Source organism: Chryseobacterium ginsenosidimutans, from assembly GCF_039536845.1.
GTDB lineage: Bacteria > Bacteroidota > Bacteroidia > Flavobacteriales > Weeksellaceae > Chryseobacterium > Chryseobacterium ginsenosidimutans_B.
This window is the reverse complement of sequence record NZ_BAAAZJ010000010.1, coordinates 904395-929227: the sequence shown is the minus strand read 5'-3', so window position 1 is coordinate 929227 and position 24833 is coordinate 904395. Positions and strand designations below refer to the sequence as shown.

Sequence of the window (24833 nt, the reverse complement as noted above, 5' to 3'; positions counted from 1 at the left end):
TGGAAGCAGTCTTTTTTATTTAGTTACATTTATATTCGGCAATTTTTGGATATCCGTTTTCTGTGTATTCATATCCACTAATTTCACTACTTTCATAGGGAGCAGCCGGATTTGTTGGTGAATTTGTGGTGTAGACCATTGTCTTAAAATATTTTCTGTAGTTGTTTTTAGAAAGTCTTAAAAAGAAAATATCTTCAAACGGAACATTTACATTGGCATACGGATTTTTATAAGAGTCGTAATTATCATATTTTGTGACCCATTTATATCCGGAATTACCTGCGTTTACTTGCTCAATTACTCTTAAATTCCCATCTGTGTCATAAGTAAGACTCTTTGTATTTTCGTTGTAAATATCTCCCCAATTATTAGTTGTTTTTTCCGAAATACTGATTATTTGATTATTGGAATTATATGAATAAATAGCATTTTTCGTATAACTAAAATTATTAGCATAATCTTCCGTTACGATATTTTTTTCAGACAGTCTTCCCTGATTATCATATAGTAAATAATCAATAGTTTGTGTATTGTAAATATCTAATGGCTGAATAATTTTTATCGGTTGATTTGCAGAGTTATATTGAACTTCAATTGTTCTGTCTAATTGAGGTGCATAAGTCGGATATTGTTGACCGGGAGCACTATTATCAATTAATTTATATTCTAATTTTTTAATAACTCTATTACCATCGTAAACATATTCAGAAGTATAAAATTGTTGTCCAGCAAGAGCTATGACAGCTTTGTTAAATTTTGTCATATAGCATTTTTGCTCTTGAACAGTTTCATCGTCGTTATTATTACAGGAGAATAAAAATAGTATAGAAATTATTGCGAATAATTTTTTCATTTAATTATTAGTTTAAAACTTGCAAATATAGTAAACTCTTTCGCAGGTGAAAAATGATATTATGATCTTTTTATTTAGAAATTTTAGGATAATCGATTGTCCATTTTCGGTCTTTGGAATTCCATAAAAGGTAAGGTCCATCAAAACCTTCAAGATAAGTAAGTTCAAAAAAATCTTTATTATCTGTTGCATAGTCAAGGTGAATCGTTGATTCTTCCATTTTGAAGCCTAATTTTTTCAATGTTTCAGGATCGTTATTTTCAGGAAGTTTTCCATTTGTTTTTTGGTAAGCTTCAATATTTTGAATGATTTTATTCCCGAATTCTATATCAGATTTTCTTGTGATTTCAATAGATAAATTCCAGTAAATAGTAAAGGAGATTACGATAAGCAGTAAAATTGAGGTTATGATTATTAATGTCTTTTTCATAATTGGCTATTTGTTTTTTTAATTAAAATTATTTCGTGTAGAATAATTATTTAATGAGGTTGGAATTTACCTTTCCAATCTCACTTTTTTTACTGAATTCATATTTATCCGTAAAAATCCAAAATTGATTCTTATTGTTGGAATCTCTTGCTATAGTTATTTTAAAAATTCCTTTTGGAGAAATCACTTCAATTGTTTTTTCATCTTCGGGGTGACTATGATTAGTTGGTATATCTTGAATTTTGAGTAATTCTTTTTTTAGATCGTGAGGAAGAATTTCGAAATCATTCCTAGAGACAATAAGTTGAGTTTTAAGATCTGAAAGTATTTCTAAAACTTCATCTTTAATTTTTTTGAGAATTACAGTTTGTAGAACTATCATTATAAATGCTAAAACAAATCCTTGTACTAATAGAGCAATTCCTATATTTTGAACTTTTGATTTTTTAATGGAATTTGCTACGAAAGCTATTAAAAAGCCAATAAACATAGTTCCAAAAGAATATGGAAGTATTTTTGCTAAAAAATAATAGATATTCTCAAGTATTTCGATCATAAGATTTTACTCAATTCTTTGCTTTTTAAACATCTGTGGATTATAATTAATTACAAACACTCCAAAAATAATCAAAACTGCGGCAAGAACAAATTTCAGGGAAATTTCTTCATCCAAAATCAGCCAGCTCAAAAATATAGAAATTATAGTGTTGAAATAAGCCAAAATAGAAACCTGAACTGGGGAAACTTTTGTCAACGCATAATGATACGCGAAAAATGCCGCTACAGAACCGAAAACCGACAGATAAATCATGGCAGAAATACTTTTCAACGTCCAATTTCCAAAATTATAATTTTCTGAAAATAAGAAGGCGAAAATAATCTGTACAATTCCGGCAAAAGCAAACTGGTAAAAGAGATTTAAAGAAATATTACTGGATTGAATATTCATTTTCTTAGTAAAAATCGTTCCCGAAGCCCAACCTGCAATGGCGAAGAATAAAAGTAAAATTCCGAATCGGTAATCGGGATTGGCGAGATCTTTTATTCCGTCCCAGAAAATAAAGAGAATTCCTCCGAAACACATCAAAAGACCGACCAATGCTCTGAATGTGAATTTTTGTAAGCCGAGAGCGACACTTCCCAAAAACACAACAATAGGAGAAGTAGCGCTGATTAATGAAGTCAGACTACTTGTCAATGTCTCCTCTGCCACGGTTGTCAATCCGTTTGCGATGATCAGCATTAATGACGAAAAAATAAGCTGATAACCCAAATTTTTCCAACCGATCCATTGAAACTGTCCACGATAAAGAAGAATACAAAGCATGATAATCGAAGCTAGAAACTGTCTGATTCCCGCTACAAACCACGCCGGAATAGTTTCTACTGCCACACGAATCGACAAAAAGGTGGTGCCCCAAACGATGGCAACAGTGAAAATGGCAAGAGTAAGTTTATAATCTTTCAAAATATAATATGTAATTACAAAAGTATTTATTCTGAAACTCAATCGATGGATACAGTTTCCTGAGTTATTAGGGTAACAGAACAACTTTTGCGCCTTTTTTGCAATAACATCATTAATTCTTTATCTTTGAACATCTAATAAAATTGAAGAATGGTAGGAATTATTATGGGAAGTCAGAGCGACTTACCGATCATGGAACAGGCGGCAAATTTTTTGAAATCTTTGGATATTCCCTATGAACTAACGGTAGTTTCTGCACACAGAACTCCGGAAAGAATGTTTGAATATGCAAAAACGGCGAAAGAGAGGGGACTAAAAGTAATCGTTGCCGGAGCAGGAGGAGCAGCACATCTTCCGGGAATGGTGGCAAGTTGTACAACTTTACCTGTGATTGGTGTTCCGATTTTGTCGAGTAATTCTATTGACGGTTGGGATTCCGTATTATCGATTCTTCAGATGCCGGGAGGAATTCCGGTAGCGACAATGGCTCTAAATGGTGCCTTGAATGCCGGAATTTTAGCCGCAAAAATTATCGGAAGCGCAGACGAACAGGTTTCCGAAAATATCCAGAAATATCAGGATTCTTTGAAGGATAAAGTATTGGGAACGGTGGACGACATTAAAGCTCAGCATCCGAACCATTTTGATAAATAAGTGTTTTGTAAATGATCAATTTTAAATTCATACTTTATATTTAAAATCGGCAATGAATGAATTGACCATTTACACAATTCATTAAAAAGCCTCACATTTTGTGAGGCTTTTTTTATTTTTTGATGAATTTAAAGGATTGACTTTTTCCTCTGGAATTAATCTGTAAGACATAATTCCCGGCAGTTAAAGTCTCAATATTGATTTCTCCGTTAACTAAAATACCTCTTGCAACAATTCTTCCACTTTGGTCGAAAATCGTATAATTTTTAGCATCAGAATTTTTTACGTAAATAAAATTTGTTGCAGGATTTGGATAAATGCCGGTCTCATTTGTATTTTTTATCTCGGAAGTTCCCAAAAAGCTGCATTCAGCTGCAGAATCTCCATTAATTGTCCAGCCTTTACCTATAAGCGTGTTTCTTTCGTTGGTAACTGCGCCAGAATAAACCAGCGGACTTAGACTCTGTAAAAAAACATTATCTGCCGTGTTCGGATTATGAGCCCATCCATAAAGAATTTTACTGTAATTTTCACAATTGATTCCTGAGTTTAAGAACATATTATTTGCTGAAACAAGAGCAGGAATATTCCAATCCTGTAAACTTTGATTAAAACTGGTGGCTTCATTAAACATCGTATTCATATCAGTAACTTTACTTGTATTCCAAACATTGATTGATTGGTTGAAGGCATCACATCCATGAAACATGTGTCCCATATTTGTTACATTAGATGTATTCCACTGATCGAGCGGTTGGTTGAAAACCGGATTAAAGTGAAACATAAAAGTCATGTTGGTAACTTTTGAAGTATTCCAATTGTTCATTGGCTGATTATAAACCTCCATTTCTGCAAGCATATAGGCCATATTAGTCACTTTTGAAACATTCCAGTTGTTTAAATTCTGATTAAAGACTTTTCTTCTCATCAGCATATAACTGAGATCCTCGGCAGAAGACATATCCCATGATCCTATTGGTGCATTGAAAGATTCATTCAGCGTAAAGCTTATAGGTGGGGAAGCAAGATATCCGAACATATATTTAAAGTTCTTGATATGAGAAGTATCCCAATTTGCCATAGAAGGAGCTCCTTTAAAATTAAAAGCATTATTGAACATCATTGAAGCATCTTCTACATTAGAAAGATCAGGAGAGTCTGTGGCGGTAAGTTCTATGGTCATGCACTGTGCAAAAGCATTATTCATTGATTCCCATTGAATATTTCCCCATTGCTCAATCTCGACGATTTTATTTGTACTTCCTGAAGTTGAAATGACAGGAACATCAGTAATAAGACTTGAAGAAATTACATTTTTTCCGAATTTTATTTGTCTGAAAATACCGTTTCCATTGGAAACTTTGACTCTATAGGTAGCATTAGTCACGTTAGGATTAAGAGGAGTTCCGAAATCTATTAAAACACGTTCGGCAGAAGTTACATCATTCATTGTCCCGGTGTGTGAGGGAAAACCAACTTCTTCCCATACAATTTTATAGTTTTCTCCAATTCCGGGAAACCAGATCTGTCCGTCTCCCGCTACAGAAGGCATTACAGGATTCATTAAATTATGGGTTGAGGTATTTGGTTTCCAGATCGTAATGAACTCGTTCTGAGCATTGGTAATTTGAATTAAGAAAATAAATAAAAAAAAGGCTAGTAGTTTTTTAAACATGTCAATATTTTGTGAATTATTTGCTGTAAAAGTAATAAATTCTTTAAAATATTGAAGAATTTCTAGATACAAATAAAAAACTTTAACAAAAATAATTTTATGAAAACTATTTAAAATAAAAAACTCTCCGAATTTGGAGAGTCTAATAATTTATTCCTGAAGCATATTGTCTCGGGTATTTTTCTGAACGGCGATTGCTCCGAAAAGTGCCAGTAAGAAGGCAAATCCATAGAAACCTTTTTCACTTGGCAGGATTGTGGCGTTCCAAAGTCCGATAGCTAATAAAACGATAGAAGAAAGGGTAGCAAACCAACAGATTCCGTAATAAATATCTGTTACTTTAATGTTTTCCAATCTGTCTCGAACTGCTTTCTGTAAAGAAACTACGGCGAATAAACCGTACAATAGAATAGTGAAATAATATCCTTTTTCGTTAAGCTGCATTTCAGCTCTGGCAAGACCAACGATAAAACCGATCATTCCGGCTCCTAAGGCAACCCAAGATGCCGCGATAAATGCGGTTGACACATTTTGCTTTTTCATGTTTAATGTTTTTGTTAAAGGCTTCAAATATATCATTTTTATTTGATTGTCTCCAACAACTGAAATACAGAAATTTTATTGTACGAAAATTCCCTCCTTTAGAAGAATATCGAAGTTTCGGAAGAATTTTTGACGGGGTGGTTTCAAAGCAAAGAAACTAAAATTTGAAACAGATAATTTCCTAGCCCAGATAGTAGCGGTTACCCCACAGCTTGAATAGGAAAGTAGAGGGGCTTGGTGTTGGAAAGCTTTGGAGCGAGGAGTATGAGCGGATAGCTGGAAATAGCTCCTAAAAACAAAAAACTCCCCAAAAAATTGGAGAGTTTCTATATGTTGAGATCCTTCGATAAACTCAGGATGACAATTCTTAGTATCTGTAGTATTCAGGTTTGTAAGGTCCTTTTACATCAACTCCGATATATTCAGCTTGTTCCGGAGAAAGAACTTCTAACTCAACGCTTAATTTTTTAAGGTGTAAAGCAGCAACTTTTTCATCTAAATGTTTAGGTAACATATAAACTTCGTTTTTGTACGCTGCAGAGTTGTTCCAAAGTTCGATTTGAGCCAAAGTCTGGTTAGAGAAAGAGTTAGACATTACAAAACTTGGGTGTCCTGTTGCGCAACCTAAGTTTACCAATCTACCTTCTGCAAGAATGATCACTTCTTTACCACCTTCCAATGTGTAGATATCTACTTGAGGCTTCACTTCAGATTTTGTAGAACCGTAGTTTTCGTTCAACCAAGCCATATCGATTTCGTTATCGAAGTGACCGATGTTACAAACAACAGCTTTATCTTTCATTTTTAGGAAATGCTCTCCTCTTACAATGTTGAAGTTACCTGTAGTTGTGATGATAATATCAGCGTTATCGACAACTGTATCTAATCTTTTTACTTCGTAACCGTCCATTGCAGCCTGAAGTGCACAAATTGGATCGATCTCAGTAACAGTAACGATAGAACCAGCTCCTCTGAAAGAGGCCGCAGTACCCTTACCTACGTCTCCGTATCCGCAAACTACCACTCTTTTTCCAGCCAGCATAAGGTCTGTCGCTCTTCTTACAGCATCTACTGCAGATTCTTTACATCCGTATTTGTTGTCGAATTTAGACTTAGTAACTGAATCGTTCACGTTGATTGCAGGCATTACCAAAGTTCCGTTCTTCATTCTTTCGTACAATCTGTGAACTCCGGTTGTAGTTTCTTCAGAAAGTCCTTTGATATCTTTTGTGAATTCCGGGTATCTGTCGAAAACCATATTCGTTAAATCTCCACCATCATCCAAAATCATGTTTAATGGTTTTCTGTCTTCACCGAAGAATAAAGTTTGTTCGATACACCAGTCGAATTCTTCTTCATTAAGACCTTTCCAAGCGTAAACAGGGATTCCTGCAGCAGCGATTGCAGCAGCAGCGTGATCTTGTGTAGAGAAAATATTACAAGAAGACCAAGTAACTTCAGCTCCTAAAGCTACCAAAGTCTCGATAAGTACAGCCGTTTGGATGGTCATGTGTAGACATCCTGCGATTCTTGCACCTTTAAGCGGTTGAGATGGCCCGTATTCTTCACGGATAGACATCAAACCTGGCATTTCTGCTTCTGCAAGGGTAATTTCTTTTCTTCCCCATTCTGCAAGGGAGATGTCCTTAACTTTATAAGGAACGTATTGTGTTGTAGTACTCATATGTTAATGAATAAGTTTAAATTCAAATTATAATAAGATGCAAAATTACAATTAATAATTAAGATAAAAAAACGCAGCATCAGATCAATTATATGAAATTATACATAACAGAAAATTATTTTTCTTTATTCTAAATAAACTATTTTTGTAGAAATAAATCTTTATATATGAATCATACAAGTACTCAGGAAGAAGCTAAAAAAGAAGCAAAACCATTGACTCCGAAAGTAAAGGAATTAATTGAAAGAACTAAAAGTGTAATTTTAGCAACGGTAGATGCAGAAGGAACACCTAATTCGAGTTATGCACCATTTGTGCAGGTAGAAAATACATTTTATATTTTGGTTTCTTTCATGGCGAAACATACAAAAAATCTTGCTGACGGAAGAAAAACTTCAGTAATGTTTATTGAAGATGAATCTGCTACAAAACAGATCTATGCTCGTGAAAGATTAACAATAGAAGCATCAACTTCTCAGGTTGAAAAGGACTCTGAAATCTGGAACGCAGTTGTTTCTCAATTAAAAGAAACTCACGGAAAAGTGGTTGATGTAATTGCTGAAATGAAAGATTTTATCTTAATCGGTCTTCATCCAGTGAAAGGTTCTTATGTAAACGGATTCGGAAGTGCTTATTTTGTAGATCAGAATCTTGAAATTATGGAACATAGAAACGATGTAAATCATCAGTCTAAATAAATTGAAATTCTATATTTAAATAAAGATAGGTTTTTTCAGAAATGGATTAACCTATTTTTTATGGTTGAATTTTTGCATGATTTTATCAAAGCTATAAGTAATTATCTTTTTATTACTTTTGCAAAATAAAATAAACCATGCCTCTTTACCGCGATTTTTCAGATGACAATGCCACGATTCTCGTATGGAAGTACGATGAAACGGAAGATTTGGATATCAATAAACTTTTAGAGCCCGAAAATGCAGAGAAAGTAAAAGATTATCACCCGAAAAAATTGTTGGAGGTTTTGATGGTTCGTAAATTATTGAAAGGTTTAAAACCGCATTCAAAAATATTATATAAAGAAAGAGAACCTTTTTTGTCTCCGAAAGATGCAGAAATCTCAATTACACATTCTTTTCCATTTGCTGCGATCGCCATTTCTAAAAATAAAATAGGGATTGACATTGAGAAATTTAATCCTAAAATTTTAAGGGTCATCGACAAATTCACTTATAAAAATGAAAGAGGTTTCATTCCTTTTGATAAAGAAGTGACTTTTTACACAATTATTTGGAGTGTGAAGGAAAGTATGTACAAAATTCATCATTCCAAACATTGGTCGTTAAAAAAACATTATGAAGTAAGACCTTTTGAATTAAAACATCTTCATCTTATTAAATGCAGGGTTTACGATGAACAGTTTTCTGATGAACTTAAAGCCAGAGTAGAATTCTTTGATGATTACTGTTTTACGATTGTTGAGGAATAGTCGTTTCAATCATTTCGATATCTTTAGACTCATTTTTGTATTTTTCAATCACTTTTCTCTGTTCTTTGGCAACATCAAAAATCAGTTCCAGAATATCATGAATATTTTTAAGCTCCGTCAAGTGTGAAATTTTATTCGGATCTCTTAAATCGTAGCTTTCATTTTCAATTAATTCAGTTCTTCTTTTTAAAATAAGATCATCAAGAGAAGAATCTTCCGGCTCGATACGGCTTTCTTTTTTTAATGTTTCCGTTATTTTATCTCCGTTCAGAAGATTGGTAACCTTTTGCATTTCTGCCTCAATTTTTCTGCTCCAGCCTTCTGCATCTATTTCTGGATATTTTTCGTCGTCTTTCACATATTGAGACAGGGAAGCGGTGTAAGCAGTGATAAGATGTGAAGTTGCCACAAACTGATGCACAACTTCCAGTTTTTTCTGTTGATTTTTAGGATCAGAAATCATCCTTTGAAAGTTGTCGGAAAGATTCGCTAACGAAATAATAGCATTTTTACGTTTTACTTTATAATCTTCAACATCAAAATCTTCTTCCAAAAATTTAGAAATCACACTTTGGAAATACATTAAATTAGATTCTGCAGATTTTTTCATTAAATCTAAATTCTGGGTATGCTCCCAAACCGGAAGTACAATATAAGCAACTAATGAAGTAATAACTCCTGCAACAATTGTATCAACAATTCTGTCTTTGAAAATAATATCTACTTTTCCCGGACTTAAAAAATTAAAGCTCAGGAATACATAAATTGTCATAAATAAAACAGCCCAAAAATATCGTCCTTTCAAAAAGCTGAAACACATAATCATGCTCAATAAAAGAATGGTAAACAAAACCTCATTAATCTTAACAAAATGAAGAATTCCGTAAGCGATCGAGGCTCCGGCAATGGTTCCGTACAGACGAAGAAGATTTCTCTGTTTGGTAATAGAGTAGGCTGGTTTTAAAATCGCAACAATCGTGATTAATATCCAATACGTGTGTCCGATTCCCAAAAGCTGAAATAATGAAAACAAATATCCAAGTAACAAAGCAATCGTGATTCTCAGGGCATGGCGAAAGTGTGAAGAAGAAAGTGAAATATTATTTTTTAAAACTTTAAAATTAAGCTTCTCTTCATTCGGCATAAACTTTTTTAAATCTAACCCTGTTGAAAGACTTTTTGCCAGCTTTACATTTTGTGAAAAAACTTTGTAAATCTCATTAATTTCTTTTGTAATTTCATTGATACGCATTAAAATCTGGCGCAAAACCATAAAGTTTTCGAAATTATCAGGAGAAATCTGTTTATTTCTGAGATCGAAATAATGATGATTTAAACTTCTTAATTCAACTTCAAGATTAAACATAGGTTTTGCCCTCGTTCCGATTTGAAGTGAAATCCCGATGTTGGTAATTTCTTCGGCAAGTAGATTAAGATAATCATGAATATTCACCAAAATCGTAGTATCATCGAAGCTCTGCTGTAATTTTTGATAATCACTTTCCGAAGTCATTAGTTTTTCATGAAGATCCATCGAATTTAAAAACATCAGCATTAACAAACGGCTTGTCGTCGTTGATTCATTAACGATTGTTCTTGTTTTAAAAACGGTTTCTCTGGTTTCTTCCTGAAGATTTTTTATTTCAATCTGTTTGGCGATAACCTGTGTTGTCAGTTTATCGAAGTCGGGATTTTTCTGGTAATAATTGGCTTTAATCTTTAAAAATTCGGCTAATTGAAGGTAGTTTTCTCCAATCATCTGACTTGCCAGTTTGTAAGGCTGAATGGTTGTTACAATTAAAAATATTAATAAAAACCAAGCGCAACCCGATGCGAAAATTAATAAACTTTTAAAAATATTAGTTCCCGTCAAATGCCCGTCAATAAAGATGGCGAGTACAACCAAAGACAGAGAGCCGACTGCAGCCAGTCTCTGTCCGTAAACTCCGATTAAAGAGAAGAACATTCCAAAGACAATAATTTCCGCAAAGACCAGAATTTTAAAATTCATGACCAAACTGGCGATCAATGCAACCAAAACGAAACAGATAATAGCAAAAGTTAAAGCATTTCTTCGTCGGATGAAAGGTCCCGGCTGATCAGTCAGAGCCACGAAACTCGTACCGAGCGGAAAAAGGAAATATTCTTTTAAAATCCCAAAGTGGGCGAGAACCAGACATGGCAAAACAGTAGCTAATGTAATTCTGATAGCAGAATATACATATTGACTGGTTACGAATTTTTTGAGTTCCGCTGAATAGTTCATACTACAAAAATAAGAGTTAAATATGAATTGTAGGTTTTACTTTGTAAGTGATTTGTTAATTTTTTGAAAGATTTTAAGATATCAATTGTCAATTTTACTCCGTAAGTCAAGTGTGAATATCTTTATAAAAATATGAGCTTTGAAATTCCTCTCCTTTGGAGGGGTGGCAAAAATTCTTTAGAATTTTTGACGGAGTGGTTTTTATATTTTATAATATGATTTTAGAAATAATTTAAAATAGGAACAGATTAACAACTCTTGTCATTATTTCGGGATGTTGAAATGACATACAAAGTCCTAGCCACGATAGTAGCGGTTACCCCACAGCAAGGGTTGGAAAGAGCTTTGGCGCGAGGAGTATGAGCGGATAGCGTGAAATAGCTCCTAAAAAAATAATTACAAGTGACTGAAAGCTTTTAAAAATAAAAAAAGTCCCATAAAATATGAGACTTTTTTAAAAACTATATGTTTTATATTTTTTAATAATCTACGTTAGATGTTTCATCACCGATGTTCCAAGTAAGACCGAAACGAAGGGTGTTATCCAATGCTGTATTAATTTTAGACATATTGATCAGATAAGAAATATCAAGACCGAAAGAACGGTACTTTAATCCGATACCTGCTGTAGCAAACTGTCTTGCTCCCTGCTCTTCACTTTCGTGGAAATAACCTGTTCTTACAGCAAATGCGTTGTCATAAGAATATTCCAAAGCACCACTCATCATGATAGAGTTTTTGTTCTTGAAAGATTTTCCGATACCTGCAATTGGTCCTACGTTTGGTACTTCGTAGATCGGCTGTCTTGTATTCGGATCCATTCCAACGTATTCTGAACCCGGAACTAAGATTTTAGAACCTTCAAAGCTGATTCCTACTTTGTTCATATCATCAAGAAACAAATCGTAACCAAGTCCTAATCTTGCCATTGTCGGAAGATAAGATCTTGATTCTTCATTTCCTGTGTAATCTAATTTCGGACCTAAGTTCTGAACAGCGAAACCGGCGTTCAATTTACCGTCCATACCTCCGAAACCAGAGAATTTAGGAGAAGTATAGTAACCTGAAACGTCTACTGCAAAAGAGTTTGCCGGTTTCAGGGTAGTATCTGTGTTGAAACCTCCGGCTAAATCTGAACGGATAAATCTACCCGTAACAGCCATTGAGTAAGAATCTGAAAGTTTAAGACCATAAGCAACGTCGATAGAGAATTCGTTTGGCTTTGATGTACCCATTGAAGTGACATCATTTCCTACTAATTGAGTTAAATCTACTTCACCCATATTGAAGTAATAGATACTCGCAGAGATGGTAGATCTTTCTTCCTGCCCTAAGAATTTATGGAACGCTCCATATAATAAAAACACATCATTGGTAAGTTTCGACATATAAGGTGTATAGCTTAACCCTACGGAAGAACTTGTTCTGCTAAAAGGATATTTCGCAGCATTCCAGAATTGAGAAAATGCATCAGGAGAGGTTACCACCCCTTGATCTCCCATACCTCCGGCTCTTGCATCCGGAGCAATTCTTAGAAAGGGAGCTCCTGTCAACACTGGTCTTACAAGACTTAAATCTTGAGAATAGCCTAAAAAACCAGCACTTAACCCAATTCCTAAAAGCAGTTTAGTAGTTAAATTCATATGTTGTCTTTTATATATTATCAGTTTTTTGTTAATATTATTACTGTTATCGTTTTAAAATTATTTCAAAAGTACCATTTTTTCTACAGCTGTAGCACTTCCTTTGCATTTTTCTTGATTTTGACTTTTTGCAAATATCTTAAAAATATACGTACCTTTTGCAACTGTGGACCCAAAATCGTCTCTTCCGTCCCATTCTATTGCCTGACGTGGCGTTCTAAAGCCCTGTAGGAAAGGTTCTGCAACTACAGGTGTAGATAAAGTTCTTACCAATTTTCCTGTAATTGTATAAATTTGGACATTCACATCAAGAATATCGTCACAATTATGCTCAAACTGAATGTACGTTTTGTTGGTAAACGGATTCGGCCAGTTCAACGGTCTGTTGATGATCAAATGCTGATCGGCTTCGTCCTTAACCTCAAAGTTTAACGTCGCAGTCGTCGAATTATTGTTTATATCCCAAACTTTAAATGTTAATTGATGCTGTCCTATTGCCAGATTTCTGAAAGGGTAGGTTACATTTCCTTTCTGATAATCTGCCAAACTTGGGCTTAAACATCCGTTTCCTTCACCTGATGCATAGAAATCATTCAATACAACAGTATTAATAATTTGACCGTCCAAATATACTGTAATATCGTGACCAATACCAGAACCTGTTGAATTAATTCCTGTATCATCTGTAACACATGCCAGTAACATAGGATTTTGGTCTGTAATACCGCCATCCGCGAAGTTGGTATTGTTCATGTATAATTTTACTTTTGGAGGCTCATTATCATTGATTCCGTTCGGATTAATATCACCAACCTGTACTGCCTGATTGTTGAATACATCGCTCGCTTTATTATCTGCATATCCTAAAATCCTACCTTCACCAACTGCATAATTAATATCTTTAGGGACATAGAATTCTACTGTGAAAACACCGTTTACTGCCATTCCTGAGGCTTTTACAATAGCACTTCCTTCTTCTGTATAAGCCAGAACCGGAGTTAATCCGCCGTCATTATTTAAAGTTGTTTTATTTAATCTTTTATCGAAAATATTGATCACAACTCTTCCGTTGAAAGTAGTATTTACCGTTCCGTTCGGATTGTTGATGTGACCTTTAACTTTAACAAAGTCCAATCCTCTGATCAATCCGGGAACAGGGCTTTCGATATTGTCAATCACTAATAATCTTTTAGGTCTGCTTAGCTTCATTGCCGGATCTCCCAGGAAATTTACTTTTAAGTGATCTGTTGCAACACCTTTTTGCTTTTTAGCGTTCAAATGTGCATATCCTAAAGTGTCAAAATCGTCACTTGTAAGCTTGAAGATATTTTGAGTAAATAAATTAGTAAAATCAATACCATAAATTACATCAATAGCACGACTTGAAGTAATCATTGTAGCAGGACCTCCTTGCTTAAGCTTAAGGAACTGTTCGCCTGCAGAAGAAGTGTCCGGTTCGTCCCAAAGTGTAAATTCACAAGTGATGGTCGATACAAATGGGAATCTGCTGTATACATTGGAGAAATTATTGGCATTTTGAATTTCAGTTAATGTTAAAACTCTTTCCTGAGCCCATCCGTTAATACCTCCATGCCCGAAATAGAATAGATACAAGCTGTTACCAATATCATTGGAAATCGCTTGATTTACCTGAGGATATCTTTGTCCGCCCGCCGTACTTTGCGCCTGGAAAGCATCTAAATACAGTTTTCTTACGTTGTATTCCTTAAGGTTTGTAGAAGAAGGCTGCTCAAAAACCGTAACCAGAGAATTATTCATTACCGTGTGGAAAGGTACGCCTCCGTCATTATCATCATCCACTACGAAATCCAGTTTCATTTTCCATTCCCCGAAAGGAGTAGATTGTCCTGATAAGCTGTTGTAATATGCCAATGTTTTATCTATCATATTTGTTGCTTCAGTAACATTTCCTGCAGGAAGTCTGCCGACAGGAAGATCTGGCAAATTAGACTCTATATATTGAGTAGTTTGTGGCTTTGTCATGACAATATAATCATCAGTTACATAAGATCTGACAACATCCACAGAATTTTCACTTTGGTAGCTCGTAACAACGTTTGTATTATTAGGTAATCTGTTTTTGAAATCATAAGAAGTATCTCCTAAAATGAATACATACTTTAAAGTTCCCAAAGGAGTGTTCAGTTTAGTTACAAAATCTCGGATTGCTGTAAGATCTCTGCTGCCGCTGCCAAATTCATTATAAATTTTATCAGTATCTATAATCTGTACATTATAATTGTTTTTTGTCTGATGATAATTTGCAAGTCTTTGAGCTTGTCCCATCATTTCAGGCACTGTAATGATTAGATAATCTACATTTTGTAATGCCGAAAGGTTTTGATTGTTAATTCTTCCTATAAACTGAGGGCTAAAAGCTGCATCGGCTCTAAAAGCAACAAATTCATTGTTGAAATTTTGATCAACGGCTGCATAGGCAAAATTGAAAGTAGTATTTCCTGCTGCCTTATTTACTCTTCTGTTGGCATTTGTAATGTCTGTAACATCCCAGATTTGTTCTGCCGCAGAAGCATTAGATAAGCTGAAACCATACGTAGTATTGCTTCCGCTTGCTAATGAAAAGTCTCTGAAACTCATCTGGGTTCCATTGAAACTCAAATTATCTTTATACTGTACTTCCGCATAGTCAACATAGAAAACTCCATTAGGGTTTACTGTGATATCCGGTTTAAGATTAATTGTAATCTGGCTTCCACTCAATCCCGTAATTGTTCCGGAATAATTAGCAGGATAAAATTCGTTTGTACCACTCGTATTGGCAGGTGGTATGGTCTGAGGTAAAGGATTTTGGTTATTAATATTAAATGTAATTGTATTTTGCTGGGATTTATACCCAACTACCTGGGTTCTGTATCTGATAACATCACCACCCTGAATTGGAGAAGCAGTACTGAAAGTTATAGCTTTATCTGTAGTAAACGGAGTATCCTCTACCCAAAGTCTTCCCACTTTCATCAGGTTTTTTTGGTCATTATTTATTACCTGATAATTGTCGAATCGGGTAATTAATGGAGTAGTAGGTAAATTTATATCCACAGGCTGCACTCTTTTTCCCGGGCCTTTGTCGAAATTTATATAATAATAAGAATAATCTTCATAAATATTTTTTACGCCTTCAGTTCTGTCATTTCTTGTGTCTACCCTCTTAAAGCCATTTCCGTTTGATGTATTGTAAAGATTATAGCCATTTGGACCTTGAGCGTAAAACAATGCATAATCGTTATCATTCCACACACCGTCATCTTCTCCTACAACCTGAATTGCGTTTTCCTGAAGAGCGCTGTATTTTACATCTTGGTTATATTCCGGAAGCATAATTCCTCCGTTTCCGTAAATTCTGAAATTTTTGGGATTTACAGACGACGGATTAATACCATTATCCTGTAAAAACTGTTTTGTAACTTTAAAAATTCCGGACTTATCAACTTTTATTTTATAAAAATTTCCTGTTGATAAAGGATTGTTTGTCGTTCCAACTTTTAAAGTACTTCCGATACTGTTGGAAAGATTGGTCTCTGAAATTTCAAATGAAGACAATCTCTGCACCTGTCCCTTTACTTTTTTAAATAAAGAAACATTAATACTAGCATACTTCTCACCCTCGAGGTAATAGTAAGTAACATCTTTTACCTCATAATCAGGAAGGAGATCTTTACTCAGCTCAAATAAATCTCTGCTGGAAATATTTTCCCATACAGGATTAGAAATTTTTAGCTGCTTTTCTCCAACTTGTTGTTTCGTTGTTATAAAAATGTTATTTTGGCTGAACGAAAATCCTTGATTTTTAAAATTTGGGAGATTTAGTTTTGTATCACCAAAGTCTTTAATTTTAGAGCCGTCCCATTCGATGGCTATTCTTTGAGACCAGAGCGATGATACAAAGCTTAGTAAAAATAAAAGTAAGATTTTTTGTTTCATGTTTATTATTGAAATTTCTGAATTACAAAATAAATGAAAATTTTATAATTAAATTGTGATACAATAAAATTAATTTGTTAACGTTTTTCAAAAAAATCAACTCTTTACTTGATTTATTGAATAATTTATTTTTTCTTTGTACTCTTGAAAATATTTATATCGACTATGAAAAAACTAAAGTTGTTTTCATTAATAGCATTAAGTTCTACACTTGCATTAACCAGTTGCGGAGGATCTAATAATGGCGGCGGTACTAAAAAATTTGTCAGCAAAACAGGTTGGAAACCAAACGAGAAACAAGGTTGGTTTTTTGCAGGAAAGCAACAAAAGCAGAAAGGTTGGCCGGGAATGGTATATGTAGAAGGTGGAACTTTTACAATGGGATTAGTGAAAGATGATGTTATGCACGATTGGAATAACTCGCCTCGCAGAATGCAGGTAAGTTCGTTCTTTATCGGGGAAACTGAAATTACTAACTACGAATACCGCGAATACCTGACATGGTTGAAGTACGTATTCCCTCCAAGTGATCCTAGTTTTAAGGAAATCTACAGTGGCGCTTTGCCGGATACCTTATTATGGGACAACAAACTATCTAGAAATGATTACAACGAGACGTATTTCCGTTCTCCTGAATTCGATTACTATCCGGTAGTAGGTGTGTCTTGGACGCAGGCAAACAGATACTGCGAGTGGTTGTCAGACAGAGCGAACGAAAAAGCTTTAATGCAAGCTGGTATTATCGCTAAAGATTTGTATATCAATGAATCCAATAACCAAGGAGGAACTGCATTTAACATGGATAAATTCAAATCGAATGATCCTGAAATGCAAGGGTATATCAATGAAAAAAGAATGCAGCAAAAATCTGGTTTGAAAACTACAAACCAAAGATTACTTTCTGCTAACAGAGCTCCGAATTCTGCAATGGTTTCGAAATTCAGACTTCCTACTGAAGTGGAATGGGAATATGCAGCTTTAGGTATGGCTAAAAACAGAGAGTACAATCAATATAAAGGTAAAAAACCTGAAATTGAAAAACTAAGAGGTACTAAAGGTAGAGACAAAGGTATGTTCCTTGAAAACTTCAAGATGGGAACTGGTGACTATTCTGGTATCGCGGGTTGGAAAAATGACGGTTCAGCAAAAACTTCTGACGTAAGACAGTATCCTTCTAATGATCTTGGTATCTACGGAATGTACGGAAACGTTGCAGAATGGACAGCTGATGTTTACAGACCGCTTATTGACGAAGATTTCAGTGATTTCAACTATTATAGAGGAAATATGCCTCAGGCTATCGTAAGAAACGGTGACGGAACTTACAAAATGGTAGACGAAGGAAGTATTAAGTACGATACTTTAGCAGACGGAAGATTGGTTTACAGAAACCTTCCAGGTCAGTTCGAAAGAGAAACTGTTGCTGATTACAGAAACTATAGAGATGGAGACAGAATGTCTTCTCTGGATTATAGGAATGCTTCTGATTCGGTTTCTTCATACGATATGTACAATGCTCCTAAAACAAGATTTATCGTAGATGCTGCTGGTAAAGTAGTTTTACAAAAAGATAAAAAAGAGAGAACTTCTGGTATTTCTAATGATGTTAGAGTTATTAAAGGAGGTTCTTGGCAAGATACAGCTTATTGGCTGGATCCGGGACAAAGAAGATACAAGAGCGAGGACAGAGCTTACGGATGGATTGGATTCCGTGTTGCTCAGGATGCTAGAGCTAATGAGAAAGCTAGAACAAGAAGATAATATTTATCAAAATAATTTTCAAAAACCTTCCAAAATTTTGGAAGGTTTTTTTATTTTTGAACTATGAATATAGAACAGTTTTATCCTTTATTTTTACAATCTGAAAAGGTAACGATCGACAGCAGGAAAATTAGCAGGAATGATATTTTCTTTGCATTTTCAGGAGAGAATTTCAATGCCGCAAGTTTGGCAGAACAGGCAATTGATAGCGGAGCTTTGGCTGTTGTTGTGGAACAGCAGGATTTTGAAAATGAAGCTAAAAATATTTTTTATGTTCGCTCAACATTAGAATTTCTGCAGGAATTGGCAGTTTATCACAGAAAGCAACTTCAGATTCCTATTATCGGACTTACCGGAAGTAACGGAAAAACAACAACGAAAGAAATCATTCATGCTGTTCTTTCCGAGAAATTTAATGTTCAGTATACTTTTGGAAATCTTAATAATCATATTGGAGTTCCTTTAACAATTCTTTCTATTAAACCTGAACATGAAATGGCAGTTATTGAAATGGGAGCCAATCATCAGAAGGAAATAGAACTTCTAAGTTCAATCTGTAAACCTAATTTTGGATACATTACTAATTTTGGGAAGGCACATTTAGAAGGTTTCGGAGGATTTGAAGGAGTAATTAAAGGTAAATCTGAGTTGTATGATTACCTTAAAAATAATAATCAGACAATTGTTGTTAATGAAAATGATCCTGTTCAGGTTGAAAAAACAGAAAATTATTCTCCAAAAATTACTTTTGGAAAAGAAAACTCGGATTATCAGTTTGAATTATTTTCAGAAGAACATTTTGTAGGTTTAATTTTTAATGATATAAAAGCCGTTTCCAAGCTTACCGGAGAGTATAATTTTACAAATCTTTGCGCCGCAGCAAGTCTTGGACTTCATTTTGGGATTGATTTTGAAAAAATAAAGCATGCAATCGAGAACTATACACCTACAAATATGCGTTCTCAGGTTGTAAAAAAAGATAGTAGGACTTTAGTTTTAGATACTTATAACGCAAATCCGAGCTCGATGAATGCTTCTTTGCATAATTTTATCACTTTTGAAGGCTCAAAAACCATTATTATTGGTGATATGCTTGAATTGGGAGAAGAAAGCGAAAAAGAACATCAAAATATCCTAAAACTGGCTCAGGAATTAGGTTTTAATGAAATTATCACGGTTGGAAAACATTTTAAAAATGTAAATTCTTCAGTAAAAGCTTTTGAAAATACACCGGAATTAATAGAATATTTAAAATTAAATAAAATTCAGTCAGAAAATATTCTATTAAAAGGGTCTAGGGGAATTGCGCTGGAAAAATCATTAGACTTTATTTAGTCTTTGTATCCCAGAATTCTTTTACAATCAGTTTTATATTTTTGAAAGTGCTTGGGAAAACTTCGTTCTCGATCTGACCGGTGTTTTTCCAGGCAACTTCAGTTATTCCTTCTTCAATCTGAGGTTTTGAAGTGTCTTCACCATCAAAATTCATTTCAAACCAATGGGTACATTTTAATACCTTGTCGCCATTTCTTTCAACATAAATGTGATAAGTTGTGTTGATAAATCGTACCAATTCCACATCACTAAGTCCGGTTTCTTCTTCAATTTCTCTTACAGCAGACTCTTCACGGGATTCTCCTTTCTCTATTTTACCCTTCGGAAGATCCCATTTTCCTAATCTTTTTATGAAAAGAATATCTCCGGAAGGATTATTTACAATACCTCCCGCCGCTTCAATGATTCTGAAAAGACTTTGAAACTTCGCCCAAATCTCATCAATATCTTCTCCGAATACATTCAATTCCGTTACAGATGTATTTTCCAGAAGATCCAAAGCGATTTCCAGGCTTGTGACGTTTTCATATCCAAGCGTTTTTTCTAAGTTTTCAGATTGCTTAGACAGTAGTAATTTTTTTTCGTTCACAAAAACTTTATACATATATTTGTAAGAATTAAGAATTTAAATACAAAAATAAAAAATGAATTTAGAAGGACGAAAGATTATTGTCAATAAATCATCTAAAGAGTTGGTAGAAGTGCTAAAATCTCCGGAAAACTACAAAGATTTTATGCCGGATGGTCTTCAGAAATTTGAAACAAGAGAAGATGGATTTAAATTCGGGTTGCAGGGGATGCCGGAAATTGCTTTAAAAATAGATGAAGTGAACGATCAGAAAGCAGTTTTGAAGTCTGCAAGTTCAAGTTTAGACTTTACATTAACGGCAACTTTAAACCCTATCAACGAAAATCAGACGGAAGTGCAGATGTTGTTTGAAGGAAAATTCAATCCGTTTATCAAAATGATGGTGGAAAAACCTCTTCAAAACTTCATTAATACTTTGACAGATAAGATCGAAGCTTATAAATAAGATAATGAAAGCCGCTTTTTTAAGCGGTTTTTTATTGTAAATTTCTTAAATGTAATTTTCTGATATTGCTTGTTTTAGATTCTGGAATTTCACTAACTTTATTATGGATTTTTCACCTTTAAAACTAATAATATGAAAGCAAAATTAATATGTAAGAAACCAGATTTTCTATTGCTGATTATAGCTTTATTTATTTCCATTAATTTCTATTCGCAGGAACCAAAAACGATAAAAAATATAGTGCTCGTACACGGAGCTTTCGTAGACGGTTCCGGTTGGGAAGGAGTTTATGATGTTTTGGTTAAAAAAGGGTATAATGTATCTGTAACACAGCATAATTTGATGTCTTTTGATGATGATGTAAAAGCAGTAAACCGTATTATAGATCAGCAGAATGGGCCTTGTATTTTGGTGGGACATAGTTATGGCGGAGCAATTATCACAATGGCGGGTAACAATCCAAAGGTTGCCGGTTTGGTTTATGTTGCTGCGCATGCACCGGATGATGGCGAAGCTGAAGCAGATAATGGAAAAATATATCCTGCAGCTTATAAATCTTTGATAAAAGGTGAGGACGGGTTAGATTATATCAATCCCGAAAAATTTCCTGATGATTTTGCAGGAGGAGTACCAAAGGAAAAAGCGAAATTTATGGCTTTTTCTCAGACTCCGACAGCGGATGTTGCTTTTCATGCGATCATTAAAAATCCTGCATGGAAGACAAAGCCAAGTTGGTATGTTGTGGCAAAATCAGATAGAATTATTAATCCTGATCTTGAAAGAATGTACGCAAAAAGAGCGAAAAGCACAGTAATAGAAGTCGATGGAGCCAGTCATTGTGTGTTTATAACTCATCCTAATGAAGTCTCAAACTTAATAATTTCTGCTTCCAATATGAAAAAATAGATCAATCGGAATAATCAGTTATACAACAATTCCAGAACAATGGTCATCCGAACTCCCGGTTGCAGAAGAAAGGACATTAATCTCATTAGTAAGCCTTAAAACGCCCATAAAAGCGAAAATAAGGGCTTCTTTATATTCAATGATTTCTTTTTCGGGAATGATAATTTCAGTAGTTGTTTTGGCTTTAATTTTTTCAATTAAATATTGATTGTACGCTCCGCCACCTGTAAAAAGTACATTTTTTAATTGATTTTCATTGAATATTTTTGAAATCTGCTGAGCTGCATGTTCTGTAAAAGTTGCCAATACATCAATAATTTCAATATTTTCAAATAGCGGAAAAATACTCTCATTACACCATTCAATTCCTAATGATTTTGGATAAGATTGCTGATAAAAATCCAGTGAATTTAATTGAGATAATAATTTTTCATCAATATTTCCTGTTCTCGCTAAATTACCGTTTTCGTCAAAATTTTTATTGAAGTTTTGAACTAATTTATTCAAGACAATATTCACAGGAGCAATATCGAAAGCAATTCTTTTATGATTAATTTTTAAAGAAATATTAGAAAATCCACCTAGATTCAGACAAGCATCGTATTGAGAAAATAAGAATTCATCACCGATTGGAACGAGTGGAGCACCATTTCCTCCCATCAACACATCCTGACTTCGGAAATCATAAATTACAGGTAATTTCGTTTCTGTTTTTATGGCTCTTCCGTCACCAATTTGAAGCGTGAATTTTTTTTGAGGCTGATGAAAAACCGTATGACCATGAGAAGAAATCAAATTTACATTATCAAGTTGATGTTTTTCAATGAAGTTTTTAACTGATTTTCCTAAATAAAAACCATATTCAGAATTTAGTTCTAATAATTCTACTGCAGAAAGGTGAATTGAATTTCTAAGTTGCTCTTCCCAAGCTTTAGGATAAGGGATTGTTTCTGCTTTTAAAATCTCAAAATTCCAGGAATCTTGTCTTTCAAATTTAGCAAAACAAATGTCCAAACCGTCTAAGCTTGTTCCTGACATCAATCCTATTGCATGGAAAATCATTAAATTATTTTTTATTTTTAGATATTTCAGGTGCAGCAAAATCTCCGGAATTCTGGTAGAAAACATATTCTGAAAAATCGTCTTTTGCCCACATTCCATGAGCTCCGATTAGAGTGCTTCCATCTTTTCTCGTTACATAAACAGTATCATGGGTGTAAATATTTTTCTTTACCTGATCCCAATATACACTTTGCATGGCAAATCTGTCACCTTCATTGGTGGTGATTCTTACGTTACCCTTTGCCTCGTAAAACTTCTTATAATCGTAGAACTTTGCATATTTTGCTTTGATAGTTCCGGGAATTTTGGGCTTCTTTTTATCAAAAAACTGAATATCAATTCCTCTTTTTGCAACAGTATAAGGACTGTCGATTAACTCGTATTTTTCGATAATTGGTGCTTTAGCCCGCATTGTCACAAATCCTGAATCTCTCTGGATAATATTTGCATTATTAATGATCTGTGACGGGAAATTTTTACTTTGTTTGCCGGCGTTTTTGGTAAGATCTTCTTCACAGGATGTCATTATAAAAAATATAGCACAACTAAAAAGGTATGCTATATTTTTTTTATATGATATTTTTCTGACGAACTTCATTTTAGTTATACAAAGTTTTTCTGAACCATCTGTCGGCAAAATTGAAACCAACTCTCAGGTTAATAAAGTTTTGATTAATCAGATTATTTTTAAGTGTTCCTCTTTTTCCAACTTCAAGACCAAGTTCCAGACCGCTCATTCTTGTTATACTACTCGTTTTGAACGGAAGTAAAACACCTGCAGAAACTCCCATTTTATTGATGTTCTGCCCTGCAATCTTTAAGTTTCCTTTCTCATAGAAAGCTCCGTATCTGTAAACAATTCTTGAGAAATAGCTTCTGAAGTTATTGTAATTAGGCAAATACCAACCTCCGGCAGAAATTCTGTAAGTATCCTGAAGATCCAGAGTATTTCCGAAATAGGCTATACTTTCCCCTTTTTTATAATCTCCCTGAACAGATAAGAACCATTTATTCTCTTCACCATAACCTACACCCACTGATGCCTGTAATGGTAAAAGGTTTTTAGAACTTGTACTTTTCTGCTCGATGATGCTTTCATTACTTTTTGTGGTTGCTGCTGCATCAGAATAGAAATAAGTGCTGTTTACATAATCAGTAGTCATATTACTAGTGTTTCCAAAAGTAGTAGTAGCACCGATTGTTAACTTTCTGTCTGTACTTGTATTTAAATTCTGATAACTTGCACCTAATGTAAAGTTGAAATTATGAATACTATTTTTAGTTTCGTATCCATTAATCAATTCTGCATTTGAATAAGCAAGCTCATTAAGGTCATAAAGATTACCGAAGTAATAATTAGCTCTTGCTCCAACTGCAAACTTGTCATTCACTTTATATCCTAAAGCAATCTGAGCAGTATTCAATGTTCCGCTTCCTTTAAATCTGTTTGCTCTTACATTTACTTGATCTTCTAAAAGGTCTGTATGAACAATCTCATAACTCTTAGAGCTATAAGGCTGATAAGAAAGTCCCATTTTCAACTTTGGAGACAAAGGAAATGCTAATGCAATATTCGATAGATACGTAGAATGTTTTGTAGACTTCGTATTATTATAATCAGTTTTGAAGTAATTGTTTTCGTTAGTAGCTTCCAATTTTATACTTGTAAGCTCGAAATTTGCGTTATTCGCTGGGTTTGCGAAGTTAAAATTACTGGTAAAATCACTTATAAACGCTGTTGATATACCTCCCATAGAGGCAGTTTCAATCGTATTATCATATTTTACATCACCAATTCCATAAGTTGCATAAGGTGAGTTACTCAAATTCTGCGCATTAAGGAAATATCCAACCGATATGAATGATAGTACAAAGATTTTTTTCATTCTTTATTTTTAAAATAATGCGCAAATATCTTAAATATTAATGAATTGTAAAAATTATAAGAGGTTAAAGTTTGTTAAGGGGGAAATATAGTGAATTATCAATAGTCAATTACCTTTGCTGTCAATCTTTTAAAATTATTTAAGAAAATTTATAATGATGAATTGTTAATTGATGTTCTTATTAAATATGATAGAATATTTGTAATTCATTAGTTATTTGTAT

21 protein-coding genes are annotated in these 24833 nt (G+C 34.1%); 7 read left to right on the top strand and 14 right to left on the bottom strand.

What is annotated here, in order from left to right:
• Window positions 1-19: 19 nt before the first annotated feature.
• From ABD745_RS16075 to ABD745_RS16060, 4 genes are all read right to left on the bottom strand, one after another.
• Complete coding sequence (locus ABD745_RS16075; RefSeq protein WP_344832185.1) at window positions 20-853, bottom strand: hypothetical protein; 834 nt, start codon at window positions 851-853, stop codon at window positions 20-22.
• 70 nt (window positions 854-923) lie between these two features.
• Window positions 924-1283 carry a hypothetical protein gene (locus tag ABD745_RS16070; protein ID WP_344832182.1) on the bottom strand — a complete coding sequence of 120 codons (360 nt, stop codon included), beginning with the start codon at window positions 1281-1283 and terminating at the stop codon, window positions 924-926.
• A gap of 46 nt (window positions 1284-1329) precedes the next feature.
• On the bottom strand, window positions 1330-1839 hold the full coding sequence (locus tag ABD745_RS16065; protein ID WP_344832179.1) for a hypothetical protein: 510 nt from the start codon (window positions 1837-1839) through the stop codon (window positions 1330-1332).
• Between the two features lie 6 nt (window positions 1840-1845).
• Window positions 1846-2751 (bottom strand): DMT family transporter, encoded by a 906-nt coding sequence (locus ABD745_RS16060; protein ID WP_344832176.1) that lies wholly within the window; start codon window positions 2749-2751, stop codon window positions 1846-1848.
• 150 nt (window positions 2752-2901) lie between these two features.
• On the opposite strand from ABD745_RS16060, the gene purE reads away from it, so the two are divergent.
• Window positions 2902-3405 (top strand): 5-(carboxyamino)imidazole ribonucleotide mutase, encoded by a 504-nt coding sequence (gene purE, locus ABD745_RS16055; protein ID WP_344832173.1) that lies wholly within the window; start codon window positions 2902-2904, stop codon window positions 3403-3405.
• 112 nt (window positions 3406-3517) lie between these two features.
• On the opposite strand, the gene ABD745_RS16050 is transcribed toward purE, so the two are convergent.
• From ABD745_RS16050 to ahcY, 3 genes are all read right to left on the bottom strand, one after another.
• Window positions 3518-5080, bottom strand: coding sequence for a BspA family leucine-rich repeat surface protein (locus ABD745_RS16050; protein WP_344832170.1), 1563 nt, complete (start codon window positions 5078-5080; stop codon window positions 3518-3520).
• A 150-nt stretch (window positions 5081-5230) separates the two neighbouring features.
• Window positions 5231-5623, bottom strand: a complete 393-nt coding sequence (yiaA, locus tag ABD745_RS16045; RefSeq protein WP_047397905.1) for an inner membrane protein YiaA — start codon at window positions 5621-5623, stop codon at window positions 5231-5233.
• 367 nt (window positions 5624-5990) lie between these two features.
• Window positions 5991-7307, bottom strand: coding sequence for an adenosylhomocysteinase (gene ahcY, locus ABD745_RS16040; protein WP_344832165.1), 1317 nt, complete (start codon window positions 7305-7307; stop codon window positions 5991-5993).
• A 167-nt stretch (window positions 7308-7474) separates the two neighbouring features.
• Between ahcY and ABD745_RS16035 the strand changes: the two genes are divergently transcribed.
• Window positions 7475-8005, top strand: a complete 531-nt coding sequence (locus ABD745_RS16035) for a HugZ family pyridoxamine 5'-phosphate oxidase (RefSeq protein WP_344832161.1) — start codon at window positions 7475-7477, stop codon at window positions 8003-8005.
• 137 nt (window positions 8006-8142) lie between these two features.
• Window positions 8143-8757, top strand: a complete 615-nt coding sequence (locus ABD745_RS16030; RefSeq protein ID WP_344832158.1) for a 4'-phosphopantetheinyl transferase family protein — start codon at window positions 8143-8145, stop codon at window positions 8755-8757.
• Here ABD745_RS16030 and ABD745_RS16025 read toward each other — a convergent pair.
• From ABD745_RS16025 to porU, 3 genes are all read right to left on the bottom strand, one after another.
• Window positions 8738-11023 carry an FUSC family protein gene (locus ABD745_RS16025; protein ID WP_344832155.1) on the bottom strand — a complete coding sequence of 762 codons (2286 nt, stop codon included), beginning with the start codon at window positions 11021-11023 and terminating at the stop codon, window positions 8738-8740. The genes ABD745_RS16030 and ABD745_RS16025 overlap by 20 nt on opposite strands.
• 479 nt (window positions 11024-11502) lie before the next feature.
• Complete coding sequence (porV, locus tag ABD745_RS16020; protein ID WP_344832153.1) at window positions 11503-12666, bottom strand: type IX secretion system outer membrane channel protein PorV; 1164 nt, start codon at window positions 12664-12666, stop codon at window positions 11503-11505.
• 60 nt (window positions 12667-12726) lie between these two features.
• Window positions 12727-16626: a type IX secretion system sortase PorU gene (gene porU, locus ABD745_RS16015; protein ID WP_344832151.1), complete on the bottom strand. Its 3900-nt coding sequence runs from the start codon at window positions 16624-16626 to the stop codon at window positions 12727-12729.
• A gap of 165 nt (window positions 16627-16791) precedes the next feature.
• On the opposite strand from porU, the gene gldJ reads away from it, so the two are divergent.
• Together gldJ and ABD745_RS16005 are read left to right on the top strand one after the other, a co-directional pair.
• The gene (gene gldJ, locus ABD745_RS16010) at window positions 16792-18387 is read left to right on the top strand and encodes a gliding motility lipoprotein GldJ (protein ID WP_344832148.1); all 1596 of its coding nucleotides are present in this window, start codon (window positions 16792-16794) and stop codon (window positions 18385-18387) included.
• A gap of 63 nt (window positions 18388-18450) precedes the next feature.
• A complete protein-coding gene (locus tag ABD745_RS16005; RefSeq protein WP_344832145.1) occupies window positions 18451-19722 on the top strand; it encodes a UDP-N-acetylmuramoyl-tripeptide--D-alanyl-D-alanine ligase in 1272 nt (423 codons plus the stop codon).
• Here ABD745_RS16005 and ABD745_RS16000 read toward each other — a convergent pair.
• On the bottom strand, window positions 19715-20326 hold the full coding sequence (locus tag ABD745_RS16000; RefSeq protein WP_344832142.1) for an NUDIX hydrolase: 612 nt from the start codon (window positions 20324-20326) through the stop codon (window positions 19715-19717). The two genes, ABD745_RS16005 and ABD745_RS16000, sit on opposite strands and share 8 nt — an antisense overlap.
• Window positions 20327-20366: 40 nt before the next feature.
• On the opposite strand from ABD745_RS16000, the gene ABD745_RS15995 reads away from it, so the two are divergent.
• Together ABD745_RS15995 and ABD745_RS15990 are read left to right on the top strand one after the other, a co-directional pair.
• Window positions 20367-20756, top strand: coding sequence for an SRPBCC family protein (locus tag ABD745_RS15995; RefSeq protein WP_344832140.1), 390 nt, complete (start codon window positions 20367-20369; stop codon window positions 20754-20756).
• Window positions 20757-20888: 132 nt separating this feature from the next.
• Complete coding sequence (locus ABD745_RS15990; protein ID WP_344832136.1) at window positions 20889-21662, top strand: alpha/beta hydrolase; 774 nt, start codon at window positions 20889-20891, stop codon at window positions 21660-21662.
• 18 nt (window positions 21663-21680) lie between these two features.
• On the opposite strand, the gene ABD745_RS15985 is transcribed toward ABD745_RS15990, so the two are convergent.
• The 3 genes from ABD745_RS15985 to bamG are packed head-to-tail and all read right to left on the bottom strand — an operon-like array spanning window position 21681 to window position 24610.
• Window positions 21681-22724, bottom strand: a complete 1044-nt coding sequence (locus tag ABD745_RS15985) for an anhydro-N-acetylmuramic acid kinase (RefSeq protein ID WP_344832132.1) — start codon at window positions 22722-22724, stop codon at window positions 21681-21683.
• Window positions 22725-22728: 4 nt separating this feature from the next.
• Window positions 22729-23322, bottom strand: a complete 594-nt coding sequence (gene lptC, locus ABD745_RS15980) for an LPS export ABC transporter periplasmic protein LptC (protein WP_344832127.1) — start codon at window positions 23320-23322, stop codon at window positions 22729-22731.
• A gap of 1 nt (window position 23323) precedes the next feature.
• On the bottom strand, window positions 23324-24610 hold the full coding sequence (gene bamG / locus ABD745_RS15975; protein ID WP_344832123.1) for a BamG family beta-barrel-assembly machinery protein: 1287 nt from the start codon (window positions 24608-24610) through the stop codon (window positions 23324-23326).
• Window positions 24611-24833 lie beyond the last annotated feature (223 nt).